Origin of the sequence: Arthrobacter sp. AL05 (assembly GCF_029960715.1) — a bacterium.
Taxonomy (GTDB): Bacteria; Actinomycetota; Actinomycetes; order Actinomycetales; family Micrococcaceae; genus Arthrobacter.
The window spans coordinates 294,115-313,852 of sequence record NZ_JASBRC010000001.1 but is presented as its reverse complement, the minus strand read 5'-3'; the positions used below and the strand labels follow the sequence as shown (position 1 = coordinate 313,852).

Sequence of the window (19,738 nt, the reverse complement as noted above, 5' to 3'; positions counted from 1 at the left end):
TGGAGTTCGGATGCTCTGGAAACTGCTCGTTGAATACTTACAGCCGCAACGGCGGCTGCTGCTCGCCGTCGTCGTCTTCCAGTTGGCGCAATCCATCGCGTCGCTGTACCTGCCCACGCTGAACGCGGACATCATCGACCAGGGTGTGGCGAAGGGGGACACCGACTACATCCTGCGCACCGGCGCCGTGATGCTGCTGGTGACCCTGCTGCAGATCGTGTGCGCCATCGCCGCCGTGTACTTCGGGGCGAAGGCGGCGATGGCGCTGGGCCGGGACGTGCGCGGGGCGATCTTCAGTAAGGTAGCGGCCTTCTCCGAACAGGAGGTCACCCACTTCGGCGCGCCGAGCCTGATCACCCGCTCCACCAACGATGTCCAGCAGGTCCAGCAGCTGGTGCTGATGTCCGCCACCCTGATGGTCACCGCGCCCATGCTCAGCATCGGCGGGGTGATCATGGCGATGCGGCAGGACCTGCAGCTGTCCTGGCTGATCGCGGTCAGCGTGCCGGTGCTGCTGGTCGCCGTGGGGCTCATCATCATCCGGATGGTGCCGCTTTTCCGGCTGATGCAGACCCGGATCGACACCGTAAACCGGGTGCTCCGCGAACAGCTCACCGGCATCCGGGTGGTGCGGGCCTTCGTCCGCGAGGACGTGGAGAGCGCCCGCTTCGGCCGGGCCAACGCGGACGTCACAGACACCGGACTGCGCGCCGGCCGCCTGATGGCGCTCGCGTTCCCCACCGTGATGCTGGTGCTGAATGTCTCCTCAGTGGCCGTGATCTGGTTCGGCGCGTTCCGGATCCAGGACGGCTCCATGCAGGTGGGCACCATGATCGCGTTCCTGAGCTACCTGATGCAGATCCTGATGTCCGTTATGATGGCGACGTTTATGGCGATCATGATCCCGCGCGCCGCGGTCTCGGCCGACCGGATCGGGAAGGTGCTCGGGACCGAGTCCAGCGTCCGCCCGCCGGAGCATCCGGTCGACTTTTCCGGGCGCACCGGCCGCGGTGAGCTTCAGATGCGCGACGTCGGTTTCGCCTACCCGGGTGCCGAACGGCCGGTCCTGTCCGGGATCAGCTTCACCGCCCGCGCGGGGCAGACGACGGCGATCATCGGTGCCACCGGTTCCGGCAAGACCACCCTGGTGAACCTGATGCCGCGGCTCTTCGACGCCACCTCCGGTTCGGTCCGGATCGACGGCGTGGACTTGCGCCAGCTGCACCCGGACCTGCTCTGGGGGCACATCGGCCTGGTCCCGCAGAAGCCCTACCTGTTTTCCGGGACCGTCCGCAGCAACCTGCTTTACGGCAAACCCGACGCCACGGAGGATGAAATGTGGCAAGCGCTGTCCATTGCGCAGGCGGAGGACTTTGTCCGCGAGATGGACGGCGGGCTGGATGCGGCCATCTCCCAAGGCGGCACCAACGTCTCCGGCGGGCAACGGCAGCGGATCGCGATCGCCCGGGCGCTGGTGAAACGGCCCGAGCTTTACATCTTTGACGACTCCTTTTCCTCGCTGGACACCGCCACCGATGCCCGGCTGCGGCGGGCGCTCAAGGAGCACACCGCCGGCGCCACCCTGGTGATCATCGCCCAGCGGGTCTCCAGCATTGTGGACGCGGACCAGATCCTCGTCGTCGACGACGGCAGGATCGTCGCGGACGGCACGCACGAGGAGCTGCTGGAGACCTCGGAGACGTACCAGGAGATTGTGAACTCCCAGCTCGCAGCGGAGGAGGCAGCATGAGCGGCACCAACAGCACCGGCCCGCGGACCGCAGCTGACGGACGGGTGCCCGGCGGGGGAACCGGGAAACCCGGCGGACCTGCCGCCGTCGAGCGCATTCCCCGTCCGCGCGGCGGCCCCGGCCACGGCGGACCCTTTGCCGGGATGAACGTGCCCGCGGAGAAGGCGATGAACTTCGGCCCGTCCGCGAAGCGGCTGCTCGGCCAGCTGCACCCGGAGCGGCTGTGGTTGACCCTGGTCCTGGGACTCGCGGTGGTGAGCGTGGCGTTCTCGGTGATCGGCCCGCGGCTCCTCGGTGAGGGCACCAACCTGATCTTCGCCGGCGTCGTGTCCAAGCAGCTGCCCGCAGGGGTGAGCCAGGCCCAACTGATCGCCCAGCTGCGCGCCGCGGGGGAGAACCAAAAAGCGGACATGCTCAGCGCCATGACGCTGACGCCCGGGGTTGGGATCGACTTCACCGCGCTGTCCTCAGTGCTGTTGTGGGCGCTGGTGCTCTACGTGCTGGCCTCGGCGTTCAGCTGGGTGCAGGCGTACGTGCTCAACGGGATTGTGCAGCGCACCGTGTTCCGGCTGCGCGAGCGGATCGAAGCCAAGATCAACCGGCTGCCGCTACGCTACTTCGACTCGGTGCAGCGCGGCGAGCTGCTCAGCCGCGTCACCAATGATGTGGACAACATCTCCCAAAGCCTGCAGCAGTCCATCAGCCAGGCCGTCACCTCGCTGCTGACCGTGCTGGGCGTGCTGATCATGATGTTCATCCTCTCGCCCACGCTGGCGCTAATCGCACTGGTGACAATTCCGCTGACGCTGGTGACGACAGCGCTGATCGCCAAGCGCTCGCAGAAACTGTTTGTGGCCCAGTGGAAGCACACCGGTGAGTTGAACGGCCAGATCGAGGAGACCTACACCGGGCACGCGCTGGTGAAGGTCTTCGGCCGGCAGCGCGAGGTGGAGGAGACGTTCCGGCAGAAGAACGCGGAGCTGTACCAGGCGAGCTTTGGCGCGCAGTTCATTTCCGGGCTGATCATGCCGGCCATGACGTTCATCGGGAACCTGGTCTACGTGGGGATCGCCGTGGTGGGTGGGCTGCAGGTGGCTTCCGGAGCCATGCAGCTCGGAGACGTGCAGGCGTTCATCCAGTACTCCCGGCAGTTCACCCAGCCGCTGGCCCAGCTGGGGTCCATGGCGAACCTGCTGCAATCCGGTGTGGCCAGCGCCGAGCGGGTGTTCGATCTGCTGGACACCGAGGAGCAATCGGCTGATCCTGTTCCCGGGGCCGCGCCGGAGTCCAAGCGCGGGCGGCTGGTGTTCGAGGACGTGTCCTTTGCGTACACGCCGGACAAGCCGCTGATCGCGGACCTGAATCTGGTGGCCGAGCCGGGGCAGACTGTGGCCATTGTGGGCCCCACCGGAGCCGGGAAGACCACGCTGGTGAACCTGATGATGCGCTTCTACGAGCTCGACGCCGGGCGGATCACACTGGACGGCGTGGACGTCACCGCGATGACCCGCAACGAGTTGCGCTCACGGATGGGCATGGTGCTGCAGGACACCTGGCTGTTCGGCGGGACCATCCGGGACAACATCGCCTACGGCCGGCCTTCCGCTTCCGAGACGGAGATCATGGAAGCGGCGAAGGCCACTTACGTGGACCGGTTCGTCAGGTCCTTGCCGGAGGGCTACGACACCGTGCTCGACGACGAGGGCGCCAACGTCTCGGCGGGGGAGAAGCAGCTGCTCACCATTGCCCGGGCGTTCCTGGCCCGGCCCTCGGTGCTGATCCTGGACGAGGCAACATCGTCGGTGGATACGCGGACCGAGGTCCTGGTGCAGAAGGCGATGAGCGCGCTGCGGTCGGACCGGACCTCGTTCGTCATCGCCCACCGCCTCTCCACCATCCGCGACGCCGACCTCATCCTGGTGATGGAGGCCGGCCAGATCGTCGAGCAGGGCACGCACGCGTCGCTGCTGGAGGCTGGCGGGGCGTATGCGCGGCTGTACGAGGCGCAGTTCGCGGCCCCGGTGGCGGAGGTTTAGCGCGCCCGCAATGCGGTCTCCCTGCCTTGGTACTCACCCAGTTCTGCTCTCCGAAGTGCTCCTGCTCGCGCCGCGCCGGTCGTTGAGTGGGTATTACTGCAACGGATTGGTTTCCCCGTAGTTTCTTGGCGGTCAATCTCGCATCTTCCTACCGTAAAGCTCGGCGATCCAAGTTTCGTTAATTCCTCGGTTCGCCCTCCCCGTGAGCCGTATGGCGGAGGGCCAAGAGGACTTTGCGGTTGTAAATCGGGAGGCCGTTCCCAAGCTACACAGCGTGCCGCAGCTAGGAGATCGAGTGAATTGGCGGCCGAGTTGCAAGGGGACGCGCGTCAACCAGACTTATCGTATGTCGGGCATTCTGTGCCGCCGGTCACTGGATCTCTTCACTGAGACGCCTGCGTGGCGTGCCTCGCCCGCAGCTCTTCAAAGTAGGATTGACTGAAGGATTTGCTTCAGTTGGAACTGATGCCACGACAGAAGGCATAGATTTGATACTTAGCTACAAGACCCGTGAGCTGAAGAGAGCGTGTCTAGAGCCTGAGTACGCTACCCGACAGTTAGGGCCCGAGTTGACTCATTTCCTCCATGCTCGACTAGCCGACCTGGACGCTGCGGACCACCTAATAGACCTGCCTATCGGTGTAGATCTTGCCGCGTCGACGCTAGATCGTATACCTGTCCACATACTCGAACATCACTACGCGCTAGCGCGGGCGGACCATGCAATGATCTGGACAGCTGATTCCTCAGAACCCGACTGGAGCAAGGTGAACCGATTGCAGTTGACCGACCTGCCGGAATTTTCAAAATGACGACGACCCAAGACTTCGTGCCGCACTGGGCCAGCCCACCTGGCGACACAATAAACGACCTGATTCGCAGCAAGGACCTTTTTCCAGACGATATCGCTGGCGCATGCGGACTTGATGCGGCCGAATTTGACTTGCTTATTCAAGGTGTTCTTACCATAAATGCGTCCCTGGCTGAGGCTTTATCCTCAAGTCTCGGCGGTAGTACCTCGTTCTGGCTTCGAAGGGAGGAACGGTTCCGTGAGATGCAGGCGACTCTGGAAGCGGACCAGTGGGTTCAGTCATTGCCTCTAAAGTCTATGAAGAAGCTCCAATGGTTGGACGTTCCCTCCGGGTGGCGAGATCGAATCGATGCGTGCTTCGACTATTTCGGTATCGATTCCCTAGACAGTTGGAAGACCACGTACTCCGCTCAGTTGGCGGGTGTGCAGTTCCGCACATCTGCATCTTTCGCCAGCCAAATTCCAGCGGTTTCGGCGTGGCTCCGAGCCGGAGAGATTCTGCACGAAACGTTGAAGCGCGGACCGTTCGTCCCTAGTGCATTTTGGGCGGCTCTTCCAGCCATACGTGAACTTACTCGGGTACCGGACCCGGAAAATTTCCTACCCCGATTGCAAGCCCTCACCCTCGATTGCGGGGTATCTTGCGTCATAGTGCAGACGCCAGAAGGATGCGCAGCAAGCGGCGCAAGCCGCATTCTTGACGACGGCTCAGCTCTGATACAGCTCAGCGGTCGCTATCTCGTCGACGACCACTTCTGGTTTACGTTCTTCCATGAGGCTGGGCATCTGCTCCTGCACGGGGATGACTTAATGCATATCGACGACGATCCGGGAGAGTTTGCGAGCAACGAGGCTGAATCTCAAGCTAACACTTTCTCTGCGGATACTCTCTGGCCACTGGAAGACCGGCCGAGCAGTCTCGCGAAGCCTTCCAAGCGGACGATAGTAAGAATGGCAGCCGAGGCTGGCACGAGTCCCGGGATTGTCGTTGGCCAATTACAGAGTAGTGGAGTTCTTGATCACGCGGAGGGTAACTACCTGAAGCGCCGATACGTGCGCCATGGATCAAGCCTGAAGCTGAAGCGTAGAACCGTCTAGACAACAAATTTTTTAAATTTGCCAGGGCTCTTCTGCCAGTTGCAAATCGCGTCTTCGATTACGTCGAAGCTGGTCTGAGTGACTCCGGAGAAAACGCTGAGAACTTTTTCGAGCTCTTTAGCACTCGTGGACGAACCCGGCCCGGTGACAAGTAGCCGTGCACCTTGCAGAGGGCCCGTAGCGCCCTGCAAGTAGGCGCAGCCGGGCCTAACTTCGAGAAAGTGCAGACGCGATAAAGTCATCAAGTAGTCGAATTTGGCTATTCTGCCAAAGTCCGTGACAACCTTCATGTCCCTGTACAGAGCGTCGAAGCGTTCCTCGGCGGTGCCCAAGTACGAGTAGTAAGCCATAAGTCCTTTGTGGCTTCCGTACCTCATGACCCACTCGACGTAGCTTTCGAACACCGCTGCGGTACCACGGTCGCTCTCATGGCTCAGGCTTGAATATTTGCGGTGGTTGCCGAAGCCACGTGGCTGATCCCGGCGCAAAAGCTGTTCTTGGCTCTCGGCTAGCCAGAGGCGGAACTCCGGCGTGTTGGCTGAGATTTCATCCCAAGTCCAGATGGGATGCGAGTTGAGGCGGCCGTAGACTTCGCGGGCGTATCGCCAACCTGCGCTCGGATGTTTACCAAAGTGGACGAACAAGAAGACCAGCCAGAATGCTTCTTCCTGATTGTTCTTCCGCCAATGGTAGATTGCTGCCCGAAGTGGGTCAAAGTTGTCTGAGTGAGGATCGCTGAAGTCTTCGCTAATGGGGCGCGATAAAATTCTCTCGAAATGTTCATTTCGTCGTTCACTGTCGATTAATTGATTGATTAGAACCGAGCGTTCCTCATCACTGTGGATTCCAGGTAGAGGCGCGTTCTGAAGCTCGAACTCCCTTATTCTATTGTCTAGCTGATCAAAACGACCTTGATAGCTCGGCCGTTCAGCCTTGCCTACGCTCACTAACGCTGCTCTCTTTCCATAGTTCTTTATCGATACGTTCAAGTAGAATTTCGCGAAAGTACTTGCTCTCAATATTCGCAGACACACTAGGAATATCCGACACTCTACTCTCTCGGAGAAGCTTGAGGACGCAGAGCAGGTAAGCGAGGTCTCGCCAATATAAGTCTGCAGGGAGCTTGAGGTTGGTGAGCTCAAGCCGTTCACATAGCCGGATTTCCTCTTCGAGTCGAAGCAGCTCCCTGATGTCATCCCATGGGTCACCGAGAGGCATCACGGGCATTGCCGCCTCATCTTGCCACCCCTCTGCGAGGTAAGAGCCAGCTGCCGACTCATTTTGTTCGTAAAGGTGAAAGCTCCCGACAGAGTGAAAATATGATCCAGGCTCGATGCCCAGGGATCGTGCCACAAGTTCCTGCAGCATAGTGAAGGCAAAAAGATCATGAGGTAGTCCAAGGTACACATCATTCGACCGCATGCTCACCATCAGTAGAAGTTTCCCTTCGCGAATCACGAACTGGAGCGCGAGGGTGCATGGCGCATTTTCGGTATCTTGATGATCGAACACCTGAATTACAGCATTGCGAGAATCAGGGTTGGTCCTGAGTCTGTCCACTACGTTCTGAAGCTGGTTAATTCCATCAAAGTTGAACAGACGAGGGCCGTAAGCACCGGTCACGTGACCATCGATCGAAAGACTCGGATCCTTCTTGTAGTAATCGACGTAGTGTGCGATTTGGTCCACATCGTCTGATCCGGATAGATACCACAATAGTTCTCCAAGGGCACTAATGATGCGTTGCCGGGACTGGCTACGACTCACTCTTGCTCTGGGATTAGTCAGCTCCAGCAAGCATCCAAAGATTTCCTTGGCATCGCCTTTGGACGGTGAAATACTCAGGCCTTCATCTATTATGAGGGTATATGCTTCCTGCATCAGGTCATCCATAGTTTTTTCAACTATGTATCTTTTCATAATTAGCATCCCCAAGAGTTGTTGTAGAATTAATAATTCAATCTCCAGCCCGCAGTCGCCTTCGGGAGCTGCCGACCACCAAAGGCGCTGATTATGGAGCTGCAACTTTGGACTGGCCGAGCCGTCAGAAGCTTGGTAGCTCTCTTGGCTCACGTCCGACGACTGGACATTCACTCATTTTATGAATCTAGCAAGTCGATCGGATATTTATCGCAGTCGGTGACCCCGTGTCCTTTCGACGTCACCGCGCATATCATTTCTCGCACTTGTCGAAGGGGGCGAGGAGTGCGAGTAGCATTCAACAGGGATCGAAGCGCGGGTGCAGCTACGAATTGCCAGAAATGGCTCTCCCAAATTTCTCTCCAACCGGCGCGGGCCCTCGGCGTACATCTGCAGGCGGATTTCTAGGGCTTCGGTCGTGTGACGGGCGGCGATGTCACCGGCCGTCGCCGCTTCGCCTGCCGCGATCGCGGCAGCCAGGGCGTCGAAGTCCGCCCGTACCGCAGCCCAGCGACCTGACGGCCAGAGGTAACCATCCGGATGCTCCAAACGGGTTGCCGCGGGACTCGCTGAGCTGTTGGAGGGGGCCAGCTACTCGTAACCCGTGAGCGATCCGGCTTGGACGGTGCTAGCCGTGCGCGTCGGTGGCGGGGTCCCGAGCCTTACACGAGCGGCCACGGATAGCGCATGCCCGTCCGATCCACGGGCAGCACCCCCGCGGCCAGCATCCGCCGCACGCGCCGTTTTAGGGCGGTGACCTCATCATCGTCGAGCAGCTCGGCCAGCTCGGCCAGCTCGGCAGGCACGGCCTCGGCGAGTGGAGCGATGTCCTGCAGAAGGGCCTCGGGAATCGGGTCACCGGCAAAGTCCCAGATCACGGTGCGCAGCTTGAAGATCGCCGAGAAGCACAGCCCGTGGTCGATGCCCCAGATCCGCCCGTCGTCGCCGCGCAGCACATGCCCACTCTTGCGGTCGGTGTTGTTGGCGATGTAATCGAACAGCGCCATCCGGGCCATGTCGGGGTGGGTGGAAGGGTCCTCGGACGCCAGGGTGAAATAGTGCTCGCGGAAGTCGCAGTCGATGAACCACTGCAGCGAGCCCACCCCCAGCGGCGCGTCCTCGCGGATCACCGTGGGCGGCACCATGCCCCAACCCAGCGACTCGCTGAGCAGATACGCAGCACGTTCGCGCCGGTGCAGCCCGGGCTCAAAGTCGGACAGCGGACGTTCCCCGGCCACGGGCTTGTACACCGCCTGTGCGCTGTCCTCCCCGTGGCTGAGCTGGACCAGGAACGTTTCGTTGCTGCTGCGCAGAATTTGGCCCACCAGCTCCACACCGCCCTCGGTGAGCAGCGTCAGCTCCCGCCCGGCCCCCGCAGATTCCTGCGTCACTGCGGCCTCAGCTTGCTTAGCGGCTCCGAATGGGAATTCACCATCGGCACCGTGGACGGCTGGCCATCCACAAAGTGCACCGCGGACACCGAGCCCGGGCTGATCATAATGCGCTGGAACAGATCCAGGGGTGTGCCCAGTGCATGGGCCACCGCCGCCTTGATGGTGTCGGCGTGGGAGAAACAGACGACGACGCCGCCCGGGTGCGCCGCACAGAGCGCTGCCAGCGACCCAACAATCCGGTCCTGCATCTCGGTAAAGCTCTCACCGTGGGGGAAGCGGAAGGTGGACGGGCTGTTCTGCACGGTCCGCCACTCCGGCAGGACCGCCAGGTCAGCGATTGCCGCGCCGGTCCAGTCGCCGAAGTCGCACTCCAGGAGCAGGAGCGTGCCCTGCCGCCGGGGCTCCGCTGAAGGTTCGGAGGTTGCTGAAGTCATCAAGTTCTAAGCGTAGCGGGAGGGGTCCCCGCCCGAGCTTGCGAGGGAAGGGGAAACTGCGGAGCGGTAGGGGGTGCCATGGTCCCGAGGCGAGGTCTACGGTGGAGGGGTGACTGAACGCCCTGAAATCTTCACAGTTGGTGAACTGCGAGCCTCCGGCCACGTCCAGAAGGACCTGCGCCGGGAAATCCGCGACAACCTCCTCGCCGCGCTGTCGGCGGGACGTGATCCGTGGCCCGGCATCTTCGGCTTCGGCCGGACCGTGCTGCCGCAGTTGGAGCGGGCCCTGCTCGCCGGCCATGACATTGTCCTCCTCGGCGAGCGCGGGCAGGGCAAGACCCGCCTGCTGCGCACCCTGGCCGGGCTGCTGGACGAGTGGTCGCCGGTGATCGAGGACTCGGAACTGAACGAACACCCCTTCGAGCCCATCACCGCGCATTCGCGTGCCTTGGCGCTCACGGAGGGGGACAGGCTGCGCGTGGCCTGGCGCCACCGCTCGGAACGCTATGTGGAAAAACTCGCGACGCCGGACACCTCCGTCGCGGACCTGATCGGCGACGTCGACCCCATGCGCGTGGCAGAGGGCCGCCGGCTGGGCGACCCGGAAACCATCCACTACGGCCTGATCCCGCGCTCCAACCGCGGGATCGTGGCCATCAATGAACTCCCGGACCTCGCCGAGCGCATCCAGGTCTCCATGCTCAACGTGATGGAGGAACGAGACATACAGATCCGCGGCTACGTGCTGCGGCTGCCCCTGGACGTCCTGGTGGTGGCCTCCGCCAACCCGGAGGACTACACCAACCGCGGCCGGATCATCACGCCCCTAAAGGACCGCTTCGGCGCCGAAATCCGCACGCACTACCCGATCGAGCTCGACGACGAAGTGTCCGTCATCGCTCAGGAGGGCCACCTGGTGGCCAACGTACCGGCCGTCATACTGGAAATCCTGGCCCGCTACACCCGGGCCCTGCGCCAGTCCCCGGCCATTAACCAGACCTCCGGTGTGTCCGCCCGGTTCGCCATTGCCGGCGCCGAAACGGTGGCCGCCGCAGCCCTGCGCCGGGCCAGCGTCCGCGGCGAGGACGAAGCCGTCGCCCGAATCATCGACCTGGACGCCGCCGTGGAAGTCCTGACCGGAAAAATCGAGTTCGAGTCCGGCGAGGAGGGCCGCGAACAGGACATCCTGGACCACCTCCTGCGCACCGCCACCATGGAGGCCGTGCGGGAGCATTTCCACGGCCTGGACCTGGGACCGCTGGTCACCGCGTTGGACGGGCACGCCACGGTGACCACCGGCGAGCTGGTCACCGCGAAGGAATTCCTGGCCAACCTCCCCTCGCTCAACGGCTCCGGCCTCTACGAGGAGATCGGCGAACGCCTGGGCGCTGACAACGACGGCCAGCGCGCCGCCGCCGTCGAACTGGCACTCGAAGGGCTCTACCTCAGCCGCCGGATTTCCAAGGAGTCCGACGACGAGGCCACCATTTACGGCTAGGTAGTTCCAAGGCAGAGGACAGGAAGCGCCATGAGCCTTCACAACCGGTCCAGGTACGGCCGCTACGCCGGCGGACCCGACCCGCTGGCGCCCCCGGTGGACCTGGCGGAGGCGCTGGATGCCGTCGCCGACGACGTGATGGCCGGCTACTCGCCCCGGCGCGCGCTGCAGGAGTTCCTCCGGCGCGGCGGCCGGAACCAACAGGGCCTGGACGATCTTGCCGGCCGCATCCAGCAGCGCCGCAAGGACCTGCTGGGCAAGCACAACCTGGACGGCACCCTCAACGAGGTCAAAAAGTTGCTGGACGCCGCCGTCCTGGAGGAGCGCAAACAGCTGGCCCGCGACGCGATGATGGACAACGCCGACCGCGCGTTCCGCGAAATGCAGCTGCAGAACCTGCCCAAGTCCACGGCAGCCGCCGTCCAGGAGCTGTCCTCCTACGACTGGCAGTCCAGCACCGCCAAGGAAACGTACGAACGGATCAAGGACCTGCTGGGCCGCGAAGTCCTGGACCAGCGGTTCGCCGGCATGAAGCAGGCGTTGGAAAGCGCCACCGAGGAGGACAGGGCCGCCATCAGCGAGATGCTGCGCGACCTCAACGAGCTCCTGGACAAGCACCGCCGCGGCGTGGACACCGAGCAGGACTTCCAGGGCTTCATGGCCCGCCACGGCCAGCACTTCCCGGAGAACCCGCAGTCGGTTCAGGAGCTGGTGGACGCGCTGGCCAAGCGGGCGGCCGCCGCCCAGCGGATGATGCAGTCCATGTCCCCGGAACAGCGCGAAGAGCTGATGCGGCTCTCCGCCCAAGCATTCGGCTCACCGGAGCTGATGGCACAGCTGGGCCAACTGGACCAGACCCTCCAGGCCCTGCGCCCCGGCGAGGACTGGAATGGCTCCGAACAATTCGAGGGCCAGGAAGGGATGGGCCTGGGCGATGGCACCGGCGCGCTCCAGGACCTTGCCGAACTGGACGACCTCGCCGAGCAACTTTCCCAGGATTATGACAGTGCGCATATGGATGACCTGGACCTGGGCGCCCTGGCTCGACAGCTCGGCGACGACGCAGCGGTCACCGCCCGCACGCTCGCCGCGATTGAAAAGGCCATGCACGACGGCGGCTACCTCAAGCGTGACGAGGACGGGAAACTGCAGCTCTCACCCCAGGCCATGCGCCGGCTGGGCAGGTCGCTGCTGCGCGACGCCGCCAAGCAACTCTCCGGCCGGCAGGGCAGCCGGGAAACCCGGGAGTCCGGGGCAGCGGGGGAGCCCACCGGCTCCAGCCGGCCGTGGGAGTTCGGCGACGCCGCACCCTGGGACGTCACCCGGACCATCACCAACGCGATCCGCCGGACCATCGCCGACGGCGGCGATACCAGCCACGGCCTCCGGCTGGCGGTGGACGACATTGAGGTGACGGAGACCGAAGCGCGCACGCAGGCCGCCGTCGTCCTGCTGGTCGACGTTTCCTACTCCATGGCCGCCGAGGGACGCTGGGTGCCGATGAAACGCACCGCGCTGGCCCTGCACCACCTGGTCTCCACCAAGTTCCGCGGCGACCGGCTGCAGCTGATCACGTTCGGCCGCTACGCGCAGTCGATGGACATTGGCGAGCTCACCTCCCTGCCGGCCGTGCGCGAGCAAGGCACCAACCTGCACCACGGCCTGCTGTTGGCCGGCCGTTTCTTCCGCCGGCACCCGTCCATGCAGCCGGTCCTGCTGGTGGTGACCGACGGCGAACCCACCGCCCACCTGCTGCCCGACGGCGAATCGGTCTTCTCCTGGCCGCCGCACCCGCAGACCATCCGCCGCACGGTCGAGGAACTGGACAAGGTGGGCCGAGCCGGTGCGCAGTCCACGTTCTTCCGGCTTGGCGATGACCCGGGCCTGGAACGCTTCGTCCAGCAGATGGCCCGCCGCATCGATGCGCGTGTGGTGGCGCCGGAAACCGACGATCTGGGAGCGGCAGTAGTGGGTGAATACCTCCGCGCACACTTCCGTGGCCGCCCCTACGGCGACTCCGATTGGGCAAGTTAGGCGGCCGGCCCGCGCGAGTTCAGTTTTTGCTCGACGGGGGTACGGTTCTTTCAGCGTTGGTCTGGAGTCGGTGGGATCGATGACCATACAGTGACTGCGAACCACAACCACTCCAGGAGATGACATGTCCCTCGTCCGCGTGCATAACTTCTCGATCTCCCTCGACGGCTTCGGCACCGGCGAGGGCCAGCAACTCGACGCCCCGTTCGGTCACGCAGGCACACGGCTAGTGGAGTGGGCGTTCGAAACGCGCACCTTCCGCGAAATGGGTATCCACGGGGAGTCGCCGGGATCCCGCGGGATCGACGACTCATTCGCCAGCCAGTGGGGGCCCGGGGTTGGCGTGGAGATCATGGGACGGAACAAGTTCGGCCCGCAGCGCGGTCCCTGGGAGGACGCGGAATGGAAGGGCTGGTGGGGCGAAAGCCCGGTCTTCCACACTCCTGTTGTTGTGCTGACACACCATCCTCGGCCGGTACTCGAGATGGAAGGCGGAACAACCTTCCATTTCGTGGACGCCGACCCCGTCTCCGCGCTCCAGCAGGCTCGGGCCCTGGCCGGCGACCTCGATGTTCGGATCGGTGGCGGTGTCAGTACGGTTCGGCAGTTCCTCGAGGCCGATCTGATCGACCACATGCACATTGTCCTGGTGCCGATCGTCCTCGGTCGGGGCGAACGGCTCTGGGACGGACTCGAAGGACTCGAAGAACGCTTTGACATCGAAGCGACACCGTCCCCCCTCGGTGTCCTCCATCTGGTCTTCACTCGACGTACGGCCCGGTAGGCCGACGTCGGAACGGGCCCCGCGGGCTCCCGGCCGCTCACCTGTCCGGACGGCTTCGCGATCGGGGCGAGCACGATCGGGCCGGCGGCTAAATTGTCAGTGCCTCCTGAGATGCTGTGGGCATGGAAGGCGAAGCAGTGCTGGAGACGGTGGCGGCCATGGCGGCCGCCGTTGCCGCTCTGTCTGTTCATGTCTGTGGGGGTGTTTGCGCCGGCCGCGGGACCGTAACCGAAAGCGCGACCGCAGGCACGATTGTGGGTGCGCTGGGTGCTGACCCGATTCGGGATCAGGCGGATGCGTGTCTGGATGGTCTTGCTGAGGTGGGCCGTATGGAAGCCCGGTTGGCCGCGCTGAAGGTACATTTCGCCGCCGGCTACGCCGCCGCGGGGGTGGCCATGACGGCGCCGGCCGTGTCCCCGCAGCAACGCATCGCCCGGCAGATGGCGGTGACGGCTGAAGTTGCCTGCGTGCTGACAGTGAGTGAGAGGTCGGCCGCGGCACTCCTCGCGGAGTCCGCCACGCTTACAACAGGGTTGCCGCTGACGCTGTCGGCGCTGCTGTCGGGGAACATTTCGTGGCAGCACGCACGGGTGATGTGTGATGAGACGTCCGGGCTGGAGCCCGCCGCGGCCGCCGCCCTGGAGGCTCATTTCCTGGACCCGGAGGCTCCCTTTGCAGCGCGCGGCTGCCCGGCGGGAGAGCTGGTGCCAGGCAGGTTTCGGGCCAAGGCGCGCAGTTGGCGTGAACGGCACCATCCGGTGAACATGGAGGTGCGCCACCGCAGAAGCATGCAGGACCGGCGGCTGGAATATGCCCCGGACCGGGACGGCATGGCGTGGCTCTCAGCCTACCTGCCGGCGGACGCTGCGGCGGGGGTCTGGGCACGTGCCACGGAGGCGGCCCGTGCCCTGCAGGGTCCGTCCGAATCCCGGACCTTAACCCAGTTGCGGGTCGACGTCGCCGCCACGTGGCTGCTGGCTGGAGTGGCGGATGGAACCCCATCACCCGCGGCTCAGGTCCTGGTCACCGTTCCGGTGTTGACGCTGATTGGCGCAGGGGAGGAACCGGCTCTCTTGGATGGGTACGGTCCCATTCCGGGGAGTATGGCCCGCCGGTTGGTCGGCGATGGTGCCGGATCGTTCCTGCGGGTGCTGACCGATCCTTCCAGCGGAGCGCCGCTGGAAATCGGACGCACCAGCTACCGGGTTCCGAAGGCGATGCGCCAATGGCTCCGGCTCCGGGATGGCCGGTGCCCTTTTCCCGGCTGCAGCAACCCTTCCCTGGACAACGAGGCGGACCATCTCTTGGCGTGGTCGGAGGGAGGCGGCACCGGCGTCGCAAACCTTGGCCAGCCCTGCCGAAAGCACCACCGCCTCAAACACCTCACGCCCTGGCGGCCTGATGGTGCGACCAGGGACCAGCCGCCGCGCTGGATCTCGCCCTCGGGACGCTCCTACCCCAGCGAACAACAGGACTGGGAACCGGCTCCCTGGCCAGCCGCGGGTCGATACTAGCGGCTGCTCACCTTGCCGAACAGCCTCGCCAACGGCGCGAGCACGATCGGGCGGGCGGCGTACCACCCGGCGGCGGTGACGGCGATGGCGGCGGCGAAGAGCCAGAAGCCTGCCCAGTTCACCGCGTCGGTGCCGCCGAACATGTGGTTGAGGTTGCGCAGCGCACCGGTAGCGAACACCAGGAACACATGGACGAGTATAAACGCCACGAAAAACAGCATCGTCGGGAAATGGACCGCGCGCGCAAGCTCGATCGGGTAGGCCCTGTTCAACGTCTTTGTGTTCTTCGGCCAGAATTCGCTCATGCGTACGCCAGTGATCGCCGCGAGCGGGGCCGCGACGAAGACGACAATGAAGTACATCAGCTGCTGCAGGCTGTTGTAGTTCACCCAGCCATTCTCCACGGGCCAGTCGAGTGTTATGTACTGCAGGAGCGCGGAGAGCGCGTTCGGGAACACCTCCCAGCTGGTCGGGAGGATCCGCATCCAGTGGCCGGAGGCAAACAGCAGCACCACAAAGACGAGTCCGTTGACCAGCCACAAAATGTCGAGCGACTGGTGCAGCCACAGGTTTATGCTAATTTTCTTGCCACCGCGTTTCGGCGTCCAGAACGCCGGCGGTTTCTGCTGGGTGCGCACCTGGTAACCGGAGCGGATGATGAGCGCGATCAGGAAGATATTCAGGAAGTGTGACCACTGCGCCCACCACGGAAAGCCAGGCTCCGCCGTCTCGGGCAGGCTGTATTCGCCCGGGTATCGGTCGAGGAACGCCGGCACACCGGGCAGCGTGGTCACACCGCGCGCGGCGAGCACCAAAATGCCGGCAGCGGCCACCGCGCCGGCTGCGAGGATTACCACCAGCTTTATCCACTGACCCAGGGTCCGGGCACCGTAGAGCCGCGCCTCGGCTTTTGGCCGGACGGGCTTTTGCGCGGCAACGGACGGTGCTGTCGCCGCCGCTGTCGCTGTCGCTGTCGGTACGGGTCCCGACGACGACGCCGACGCCGGTGCTGATGCCGGGACGGCGGGTACGCTCGCGACGGTGGTCGCCGGGACCACGGGGGCCTCTTGTGCGCTCGCCGCCGCCACCGGCGGTTCGGCCTCGGCTACGGCGTGCTCCACGCTGGTAGCCCGCGCAGGAGCCTGGACAATGTGCCCGGGAGCTGCCTGAACTGTAGGTGCAACGGCGGCCGAGGGAGCAAGTCCAGCCAGCGGCCACGGCTCCCCGCCGGGGACACGGGGAAGCCCACGACGCAGCGGGGTCGCTGCCGCCGTCGTCGTCGTGGCCGGTGCGGTCGCCAAGGTAGCTGCGGGTAGCGTCGCCGCCGGGATTGCTTGCGCAGGGGTCGCTGCCGCCGTCGCAGGTGCCACCAGCGCAGCCGGCTCAGCAGAATCAGAGTCCAGCGCTGGCGCTGCAGCTTCGCCCGCGGCGGGCGCCCCGGACATAGCCGACGCCGGCACCGAGCCCAGGGCCGCGGGCGGCCAAGGCTCGCCGCCGGGCACCCGGGGCAGACCGCGGCGAAGCTGCCGCGTCCCGGCGTCGGCGTTCACTGCCGGAACCGGAGCGGCCGGAACCGGAGCTGCCGGCTCCGGAGCGGCCGGATCCGGAGCTGCCGGCTCCGTTGGATGGGCAGCGGCGGGAGCGGTGGCCCCCTCCGCTCGTTCCATAACGATGGGTGCGGGTGCCTGGCCTGCTGCGGGCCAGGGGTCACCACCCGGCACGCGCGGCAGGCCCCGCCGCAGCGGCCGGGACTGGGTTGCCGTCACTTCTTCCGAGCCTCAAGGGCGCTGATCAGCTGGGGTACAACCTTAAAAAGATCGCCCACCACACCAAAGTCGGCGATCTCGAAGATGGGTGCGTCTGCATCCTTGTTGATGGCGACGATCGTCTTCGCGGTCTGCATGCCGGCCCGGTGCTGGATCGCGCCGGAAATGCCAAGCGCGATATACAGCTGCGATGACACGGAAACCCCGGTCTGGCCCACCTGGTGCGATTGCGGGATGAAGCCTGCATCCACCGCGGCACGCGAAGCGCCAATGGCAGCACCGAGTGTGTCGGCGAGCTGTCCGACGAGGGCGAACTGTTCCTCGGACCCGAGGCCGCGGCCGCCCGCAACAACCTTCGCGGCCCCGCGCAGCTCCGGCCGCGAGGTGGCCGCCACAACCTCTTCGAAGGAATCGATCCGCGCGGCCGGCTTCCCGGAGGGCGCCACTGCCAGGTTCTCCGCCGCTTCCGGCTGAGCCGTGGCGCGGGCCTCGATGGAGCCCTGGCGAACCGTGATCACCGGCGGCCCAAACGTGGACGTTGAGGTTACGTTGTAGGCGCCACCGTAGACGGAGTGGTGAGCCACGACGCCCTCCTCATCACGTGCGACGCCGATCGCATCGACGGAAACCGCCGCACGCGAACGCGCCGCGAACCGGCCGGCGAGATCGCGCCCGTTCAGTGAGTGCGAAATCAGGATCGCGTCCGGCTGCACCTGCTCCACAGCGGCCGCCAACGCGTCAACGCCCGGAACGCCGAGCGCGGAAGCATCCGGGGTCTCGGCGATCAGTACGCGCGCGGCGCCGAGGGCCGCAGCCTCCGCGGCGGCGGCGCTCCCGGCCCCGGGTGCGGCAAGTACCAGGGCAACCGGCGTGCCAGCCGCGGCGGCAGCGCCGAAGAGTCCGGCTGCAGCCTTCTCAAGTTCACCGGAAGCCCGGGTTTCCACAACGACGAGGATTGCGTCACGAGGGAATTCAGTCATGTCGTTACTCCTTACGCCAGTCGGTTTTCGATCAGGAAGTCAGCGAGCTTTTCGCCGGCATCACCCTCGTCGATGATCTTGACGCCGGCCGCGCGCGGGGGCTTCTCGGCGATGGTCAGCATAATCGAACGCGCCGCGTCCGGGCTGTCGGCGGTGATCCTGAGGTCCGCGAGGGTGAGCGTCTCGAAGGGCTTCTTCTTCGCGGCCATAATTCCCTTGAAGTTGGGGAAGCGTGCCCCGGGAAGCGCCTCGGTAATGGAAATCACCGCGGGCAGGGTCGCTGATACCTGCTGCACTCCGGATTCAACGGCCCTGGAGCCGGACACCTCTCCGTCGCGGATCTGTACGGAGCTGAGCCCGGTGGCGTGGGGCACGTCCAGCAATTCCGCAAGCATCGCGGGAATCATGCCCCCGGATCCATCGGTGGAGACGTTCCCGGTGATCACCAGGTCAAACTCGATGCGGCGGAGCGCTGCGGCGAGGGTTTCGGCGGTCAGGCCAAGATCAGCACCCCGGAGCGCCTCGTCCGAGACATGGGTGGCGCTCCCCGCGCCCATCGCAAGCCCCTTGCGTATGGTTGCCGTCGCATTCCCGGGAGCGAGGGAGAGGACTGCGACGTTGGTGCCCGCGTTCGCGTCGGCGTACGCCAGCGCCAGCTCCAGCGCCCGCTCACCGATCTCATCGATGACCGCCTCGCTGGCTTCCCTGTCGGCGAGGCCTGTTTCATGGTTCAGTTTTCGGTCCCCGTACGTGTCGGGAACCTCCTTGACGAGGACGACAATCTTCATTGATGGCTCTTCCTGTGGCGGGCACGTCCCTAGCGGAAACATGTCGAGTCTCCACTGAGTCTACGAAAGTGGCGCGCTGCTTGGTTGACTGGGCGCGTGTCGCGAATATGGAGGACCCACTTTTGCCGCGCCTTTTGCCGCGCCTTTTGACCGCTGCCCTCGACGGCGAACCCGCCACCATCCGCCACCGTCCCGTTGCTGCTGCGTGTCCTCGGCTGGCGCGCCCACTTCATTATCTTGACGATATCTTCACTATGGCGGACGATCGTGGGATGGAGAATCACGGCGTTGGCCCCGGGGCAGGACTGGAATATCCCCCGGTCGAGGATCAGGCCGAGCGCGCGATGACCGCCGTCGGCGCTTTGGTCCTGCAGCTACGGCGGGAGGCTGGGTACAGCATCGGCAGCCTTGCGGCGGCGGCCAGCCTCAGCCCCGGCCTGCTGAGCCAGATCGAGCGTGGCCAGGGAAACCCGTCGCTGACCACGCTGATCAAACTCTCCCAGGCCCTGAAAGTACCGGTGGGACGCTTCTTTGACAGCAAAGACCAAGGCGGGGCGCTTGTGCGGCGCGAGGACCGGCGGCGGCTCGAAGTTGCCGAGGACAACCTCATCTACGAACTCCTGACACCGCACATGAGCGGCCAGCTGGGGATGCTGCGGGCCCAGATCGCCCCGGGCTGGGACAACGAGGATGCTCCTTTCAAACACGCCGGCGAAGAATGCGTGACCATGGTGCAGGGCCGGCTCCACGTCTGCGTCAACGGCGTGGGGTATGACCTGGAGGAAGGCGATTCGCTGACCTACGACTCCGCGCTGCCGCACTGGTACCGCAACTCCACCTCGGAAGACGCGGCGCTGATCGGCGCCATGACGCCGCCCTCCTTCTAACGGACCACGGCCGACGGCGGACCTGCGGGAGATGCGCTGCGTTC

The 19,738-nt window shown here is 64.6% G+C and carries 15 protein-coding genes; 8 read left to right on the top strand and 7 right to left on the bottom strand.

Going from position 1 to position 19,738, the window contains the following annotated elements:
• Positions 1–10: 10 nt before the first annotated feature.
• The 3 genes from QK287_RS01485 (at position 11) to QK287_RS01475 (ending at position 5,695) form a co-directional block, all read left to right on the top strand.
• A complete protein-coding gene (locus tag QK287_RS01485) occupies positions 11–1,750 on the top strand; it encodes an ABC transporter ATP-binding protein (RefSeq protein WP_226775371.1) in 1,740 nt (579 codons plus the stop codon).
• Positions 1,747–3,786 (top strand): ABC transporter ATP-binding protein, encoded by a 2,040-nt coding sequence (locus QK287_RS01480; protein ID WP_282358819.1) that lies wholly within the window; start codon positions 1,747–1,749, stop codon positions 3,784–3,786. Before QK287_RS01485 ends, QK287_RS01480 begins: the two co-directional genes overlap by 4 nt.
• Before the next feature lie 808 nt (positions 3,787–4,594).
• Positions 4,595–5,695 (top strand): ImmA/IrrE family metallo-endopeptidase, encoded by a 1,101-nt coding sequence (locus QK287_RS01475; RefSeq protein WP_282358818.1) that lies wholly within the window; start codon positions 4,595–4,597, stop codon positions 5,693–5,695.
• On the opposite strand, the gene QK287_RS01470 is transcribed toward QK287_RS01475, so the two are convergent.
• The 4 genes from QK287_RS01470 to QK287_RS01455 all read right to left on the bottom strand — a co-directional run bounded on the left by QK287_RS01470 (position 5,692) and on the right by QK287_RS01455 (position 9,443).
• Positions 5,692–6,642 (bottom strand): hypothetical protein, encoded by a 951-nt coding sequence (locus QK287_RS01470; protein WP_282358817.1) that lies wholly within the window; start codon positions 6,640–6,642, stop codon positions 5,692–5,694. The two genes, QK287_RS01475 and QK287_RS01470, sit on opposite strands and share 4 nt — an antisense overlap.
• Positions 6,623–7,768, bottom strand: coding sequence for a thymidylate synthase (locus tag QK287_RS01465; protein ID WP_282358816.1), 1,146 nt, complete (start codon positions 7,766–7,768; stop codon positions 6,623–6,625). The genes QK287_RS01470 and QK287_RS01465 overlap by 20 nt, the downstream gene beginning before the upstream one ends.
• A gap of 509 nt (positions 7,769–8,277) precedes the next feature.
• Entirely contained in the window at positions 8,278–9,006 is a 729-nt protein-coding gene (locus tag QK287_RS01460; RefSeq protein ID WP_282358815.1) for an SCO1664 family protein, read from the bottom strand.
• On the bottom strand, positions 9,003–9,443 hold the full coding sequence (locus QK287_RS01455; RefSeq protein WP_282358814.1) for a histidine phosphatase family protein: 441 nt from the start codon (positions 9,441–9,443) through the stop codon (positions 9,003–9,005). Before QK287_RS01455 ends, QK287_RS01460 begins: the two co-directional genes overlap by 4 nt.
• 109 nt (positions 9,444–9,552) lie before the next feature.
• Between QK287_RS01455 and QK287_RS01450 the strand changes: the two genes are divergently transcribed.
• The 4 genes from QK287_RS01450 to QK287_RS01435 all read left to right on the top strand — a co-directional run bounded on the left by QK287_RS01450 (position 9,553) and on the right by QK287_RS01435 (position 15,273).
• Positions 9,553–10,941 (top strand): sigma 54-interacting transcriptional regulator, encoded by a 1,389-nt coding sequence (locus QK287_RS01450; protein WP_282358813.1) that lies wholly within the window; start codon positions 9,553–9,555, stop codon positions 10,939–10,941.
• Between the two features lie 30 nt (positions 10,942–10,971).
• Positions 10,972–12,975, top strand: coding sequence for a VWA domain-containing protein (locus QK287_RS01445; protein ID WP_282358812.1), 2,004 nt, complete (start codon positions 10,972–10,974; stop codon positions 12,973–12,975).
• Between the two features lie 124 nt (positions 12,976–13,099).
• Positions 13,100–13,759 (top strand): dihydrofolate reductase family protein, encoded by a 660-nt coding sequence (locus tag QK287_RS01440; protein WP_282358811.1) that lies wholly within the window; start codon positions 13,100–13,102, stop codon positions 13,757–13,759.
• A gap of 122 nt (positions 13,760–13,881) precedes the next feature.
• Entirely contained in the window at positions 13,882–15,273 is a 1,392-nt protein-coding gene (locus tag QK287_RS01435; protein ID WP_282358810.1) for an HNH endonuclease signature motif containing protein, read from the top strand.
• On the opposite strand, the gene QK287_RS01430 is transcribed toward QK287_RS01435, so the two are convergent.
• From QK287_RS01430 to QK287_RS01420, 3 genes are read right to left on the bottom strand one after another with little or no spacing between them, the layout of a single operon-like run.
• Positions 15,270–17,039, bottom strand: a complete 1,770-nt coding sequence (locus QK287_RS01430) for a cytochrome b/b6 domain-containing protein (protein WP_282358809.1) — start codon at positions 17,037–17,039, stop codon at positions 15,270–15,272. The genes QK287_RS01435 and QK287_RS01430 overlap by 4 nt on opposite strands.
• Positions 17,036–18,019, bottom strand: a complete 984-nt coding sequence (locus QK287_RS01425) for an electron transfer flavoprotein subunit alpha/FixB family protein (RefSeq protein WP_282358808.1) — start codon at positions 18,017–18,019, stop codon at positions 17,036–17,038. The genes QK287_RS01430 and QK287_RS01425 overlap by 4 nt, the downstream gene beginning before the upstream one ends.
• Before the next feature lie 11 nt (positions 18,020–18,030).
• Complete coding sequence (locus QK287_RS01420) at positions 18,031–18,807, bottom strand: electron transfer flavoprotein subunit beta/FixA family protein (RefSeq protein WP_282358806.1); 777 nt, start codon at positions 18,805–18,807, stop codon at positions 18,031–18,033.
• Positions 18,808–19,079: 272 nt separating this feature from the next.
• On the opposite strand from QK287_RS01420, the gene QK287_RS01415 reads away from it, so the two are divergent.
• Positions 19,080–19,694, top strand: coding sequence for an XRE family transcriptional regulator (locus QK287_RS01415; protein WP_226775382.1), 615 nt, complete (start codon positions 19,080–19,082; stop codon positions 19,692–19,694).
• Positions 19,695–19,738: the final 44 nt, after the last annotated feature.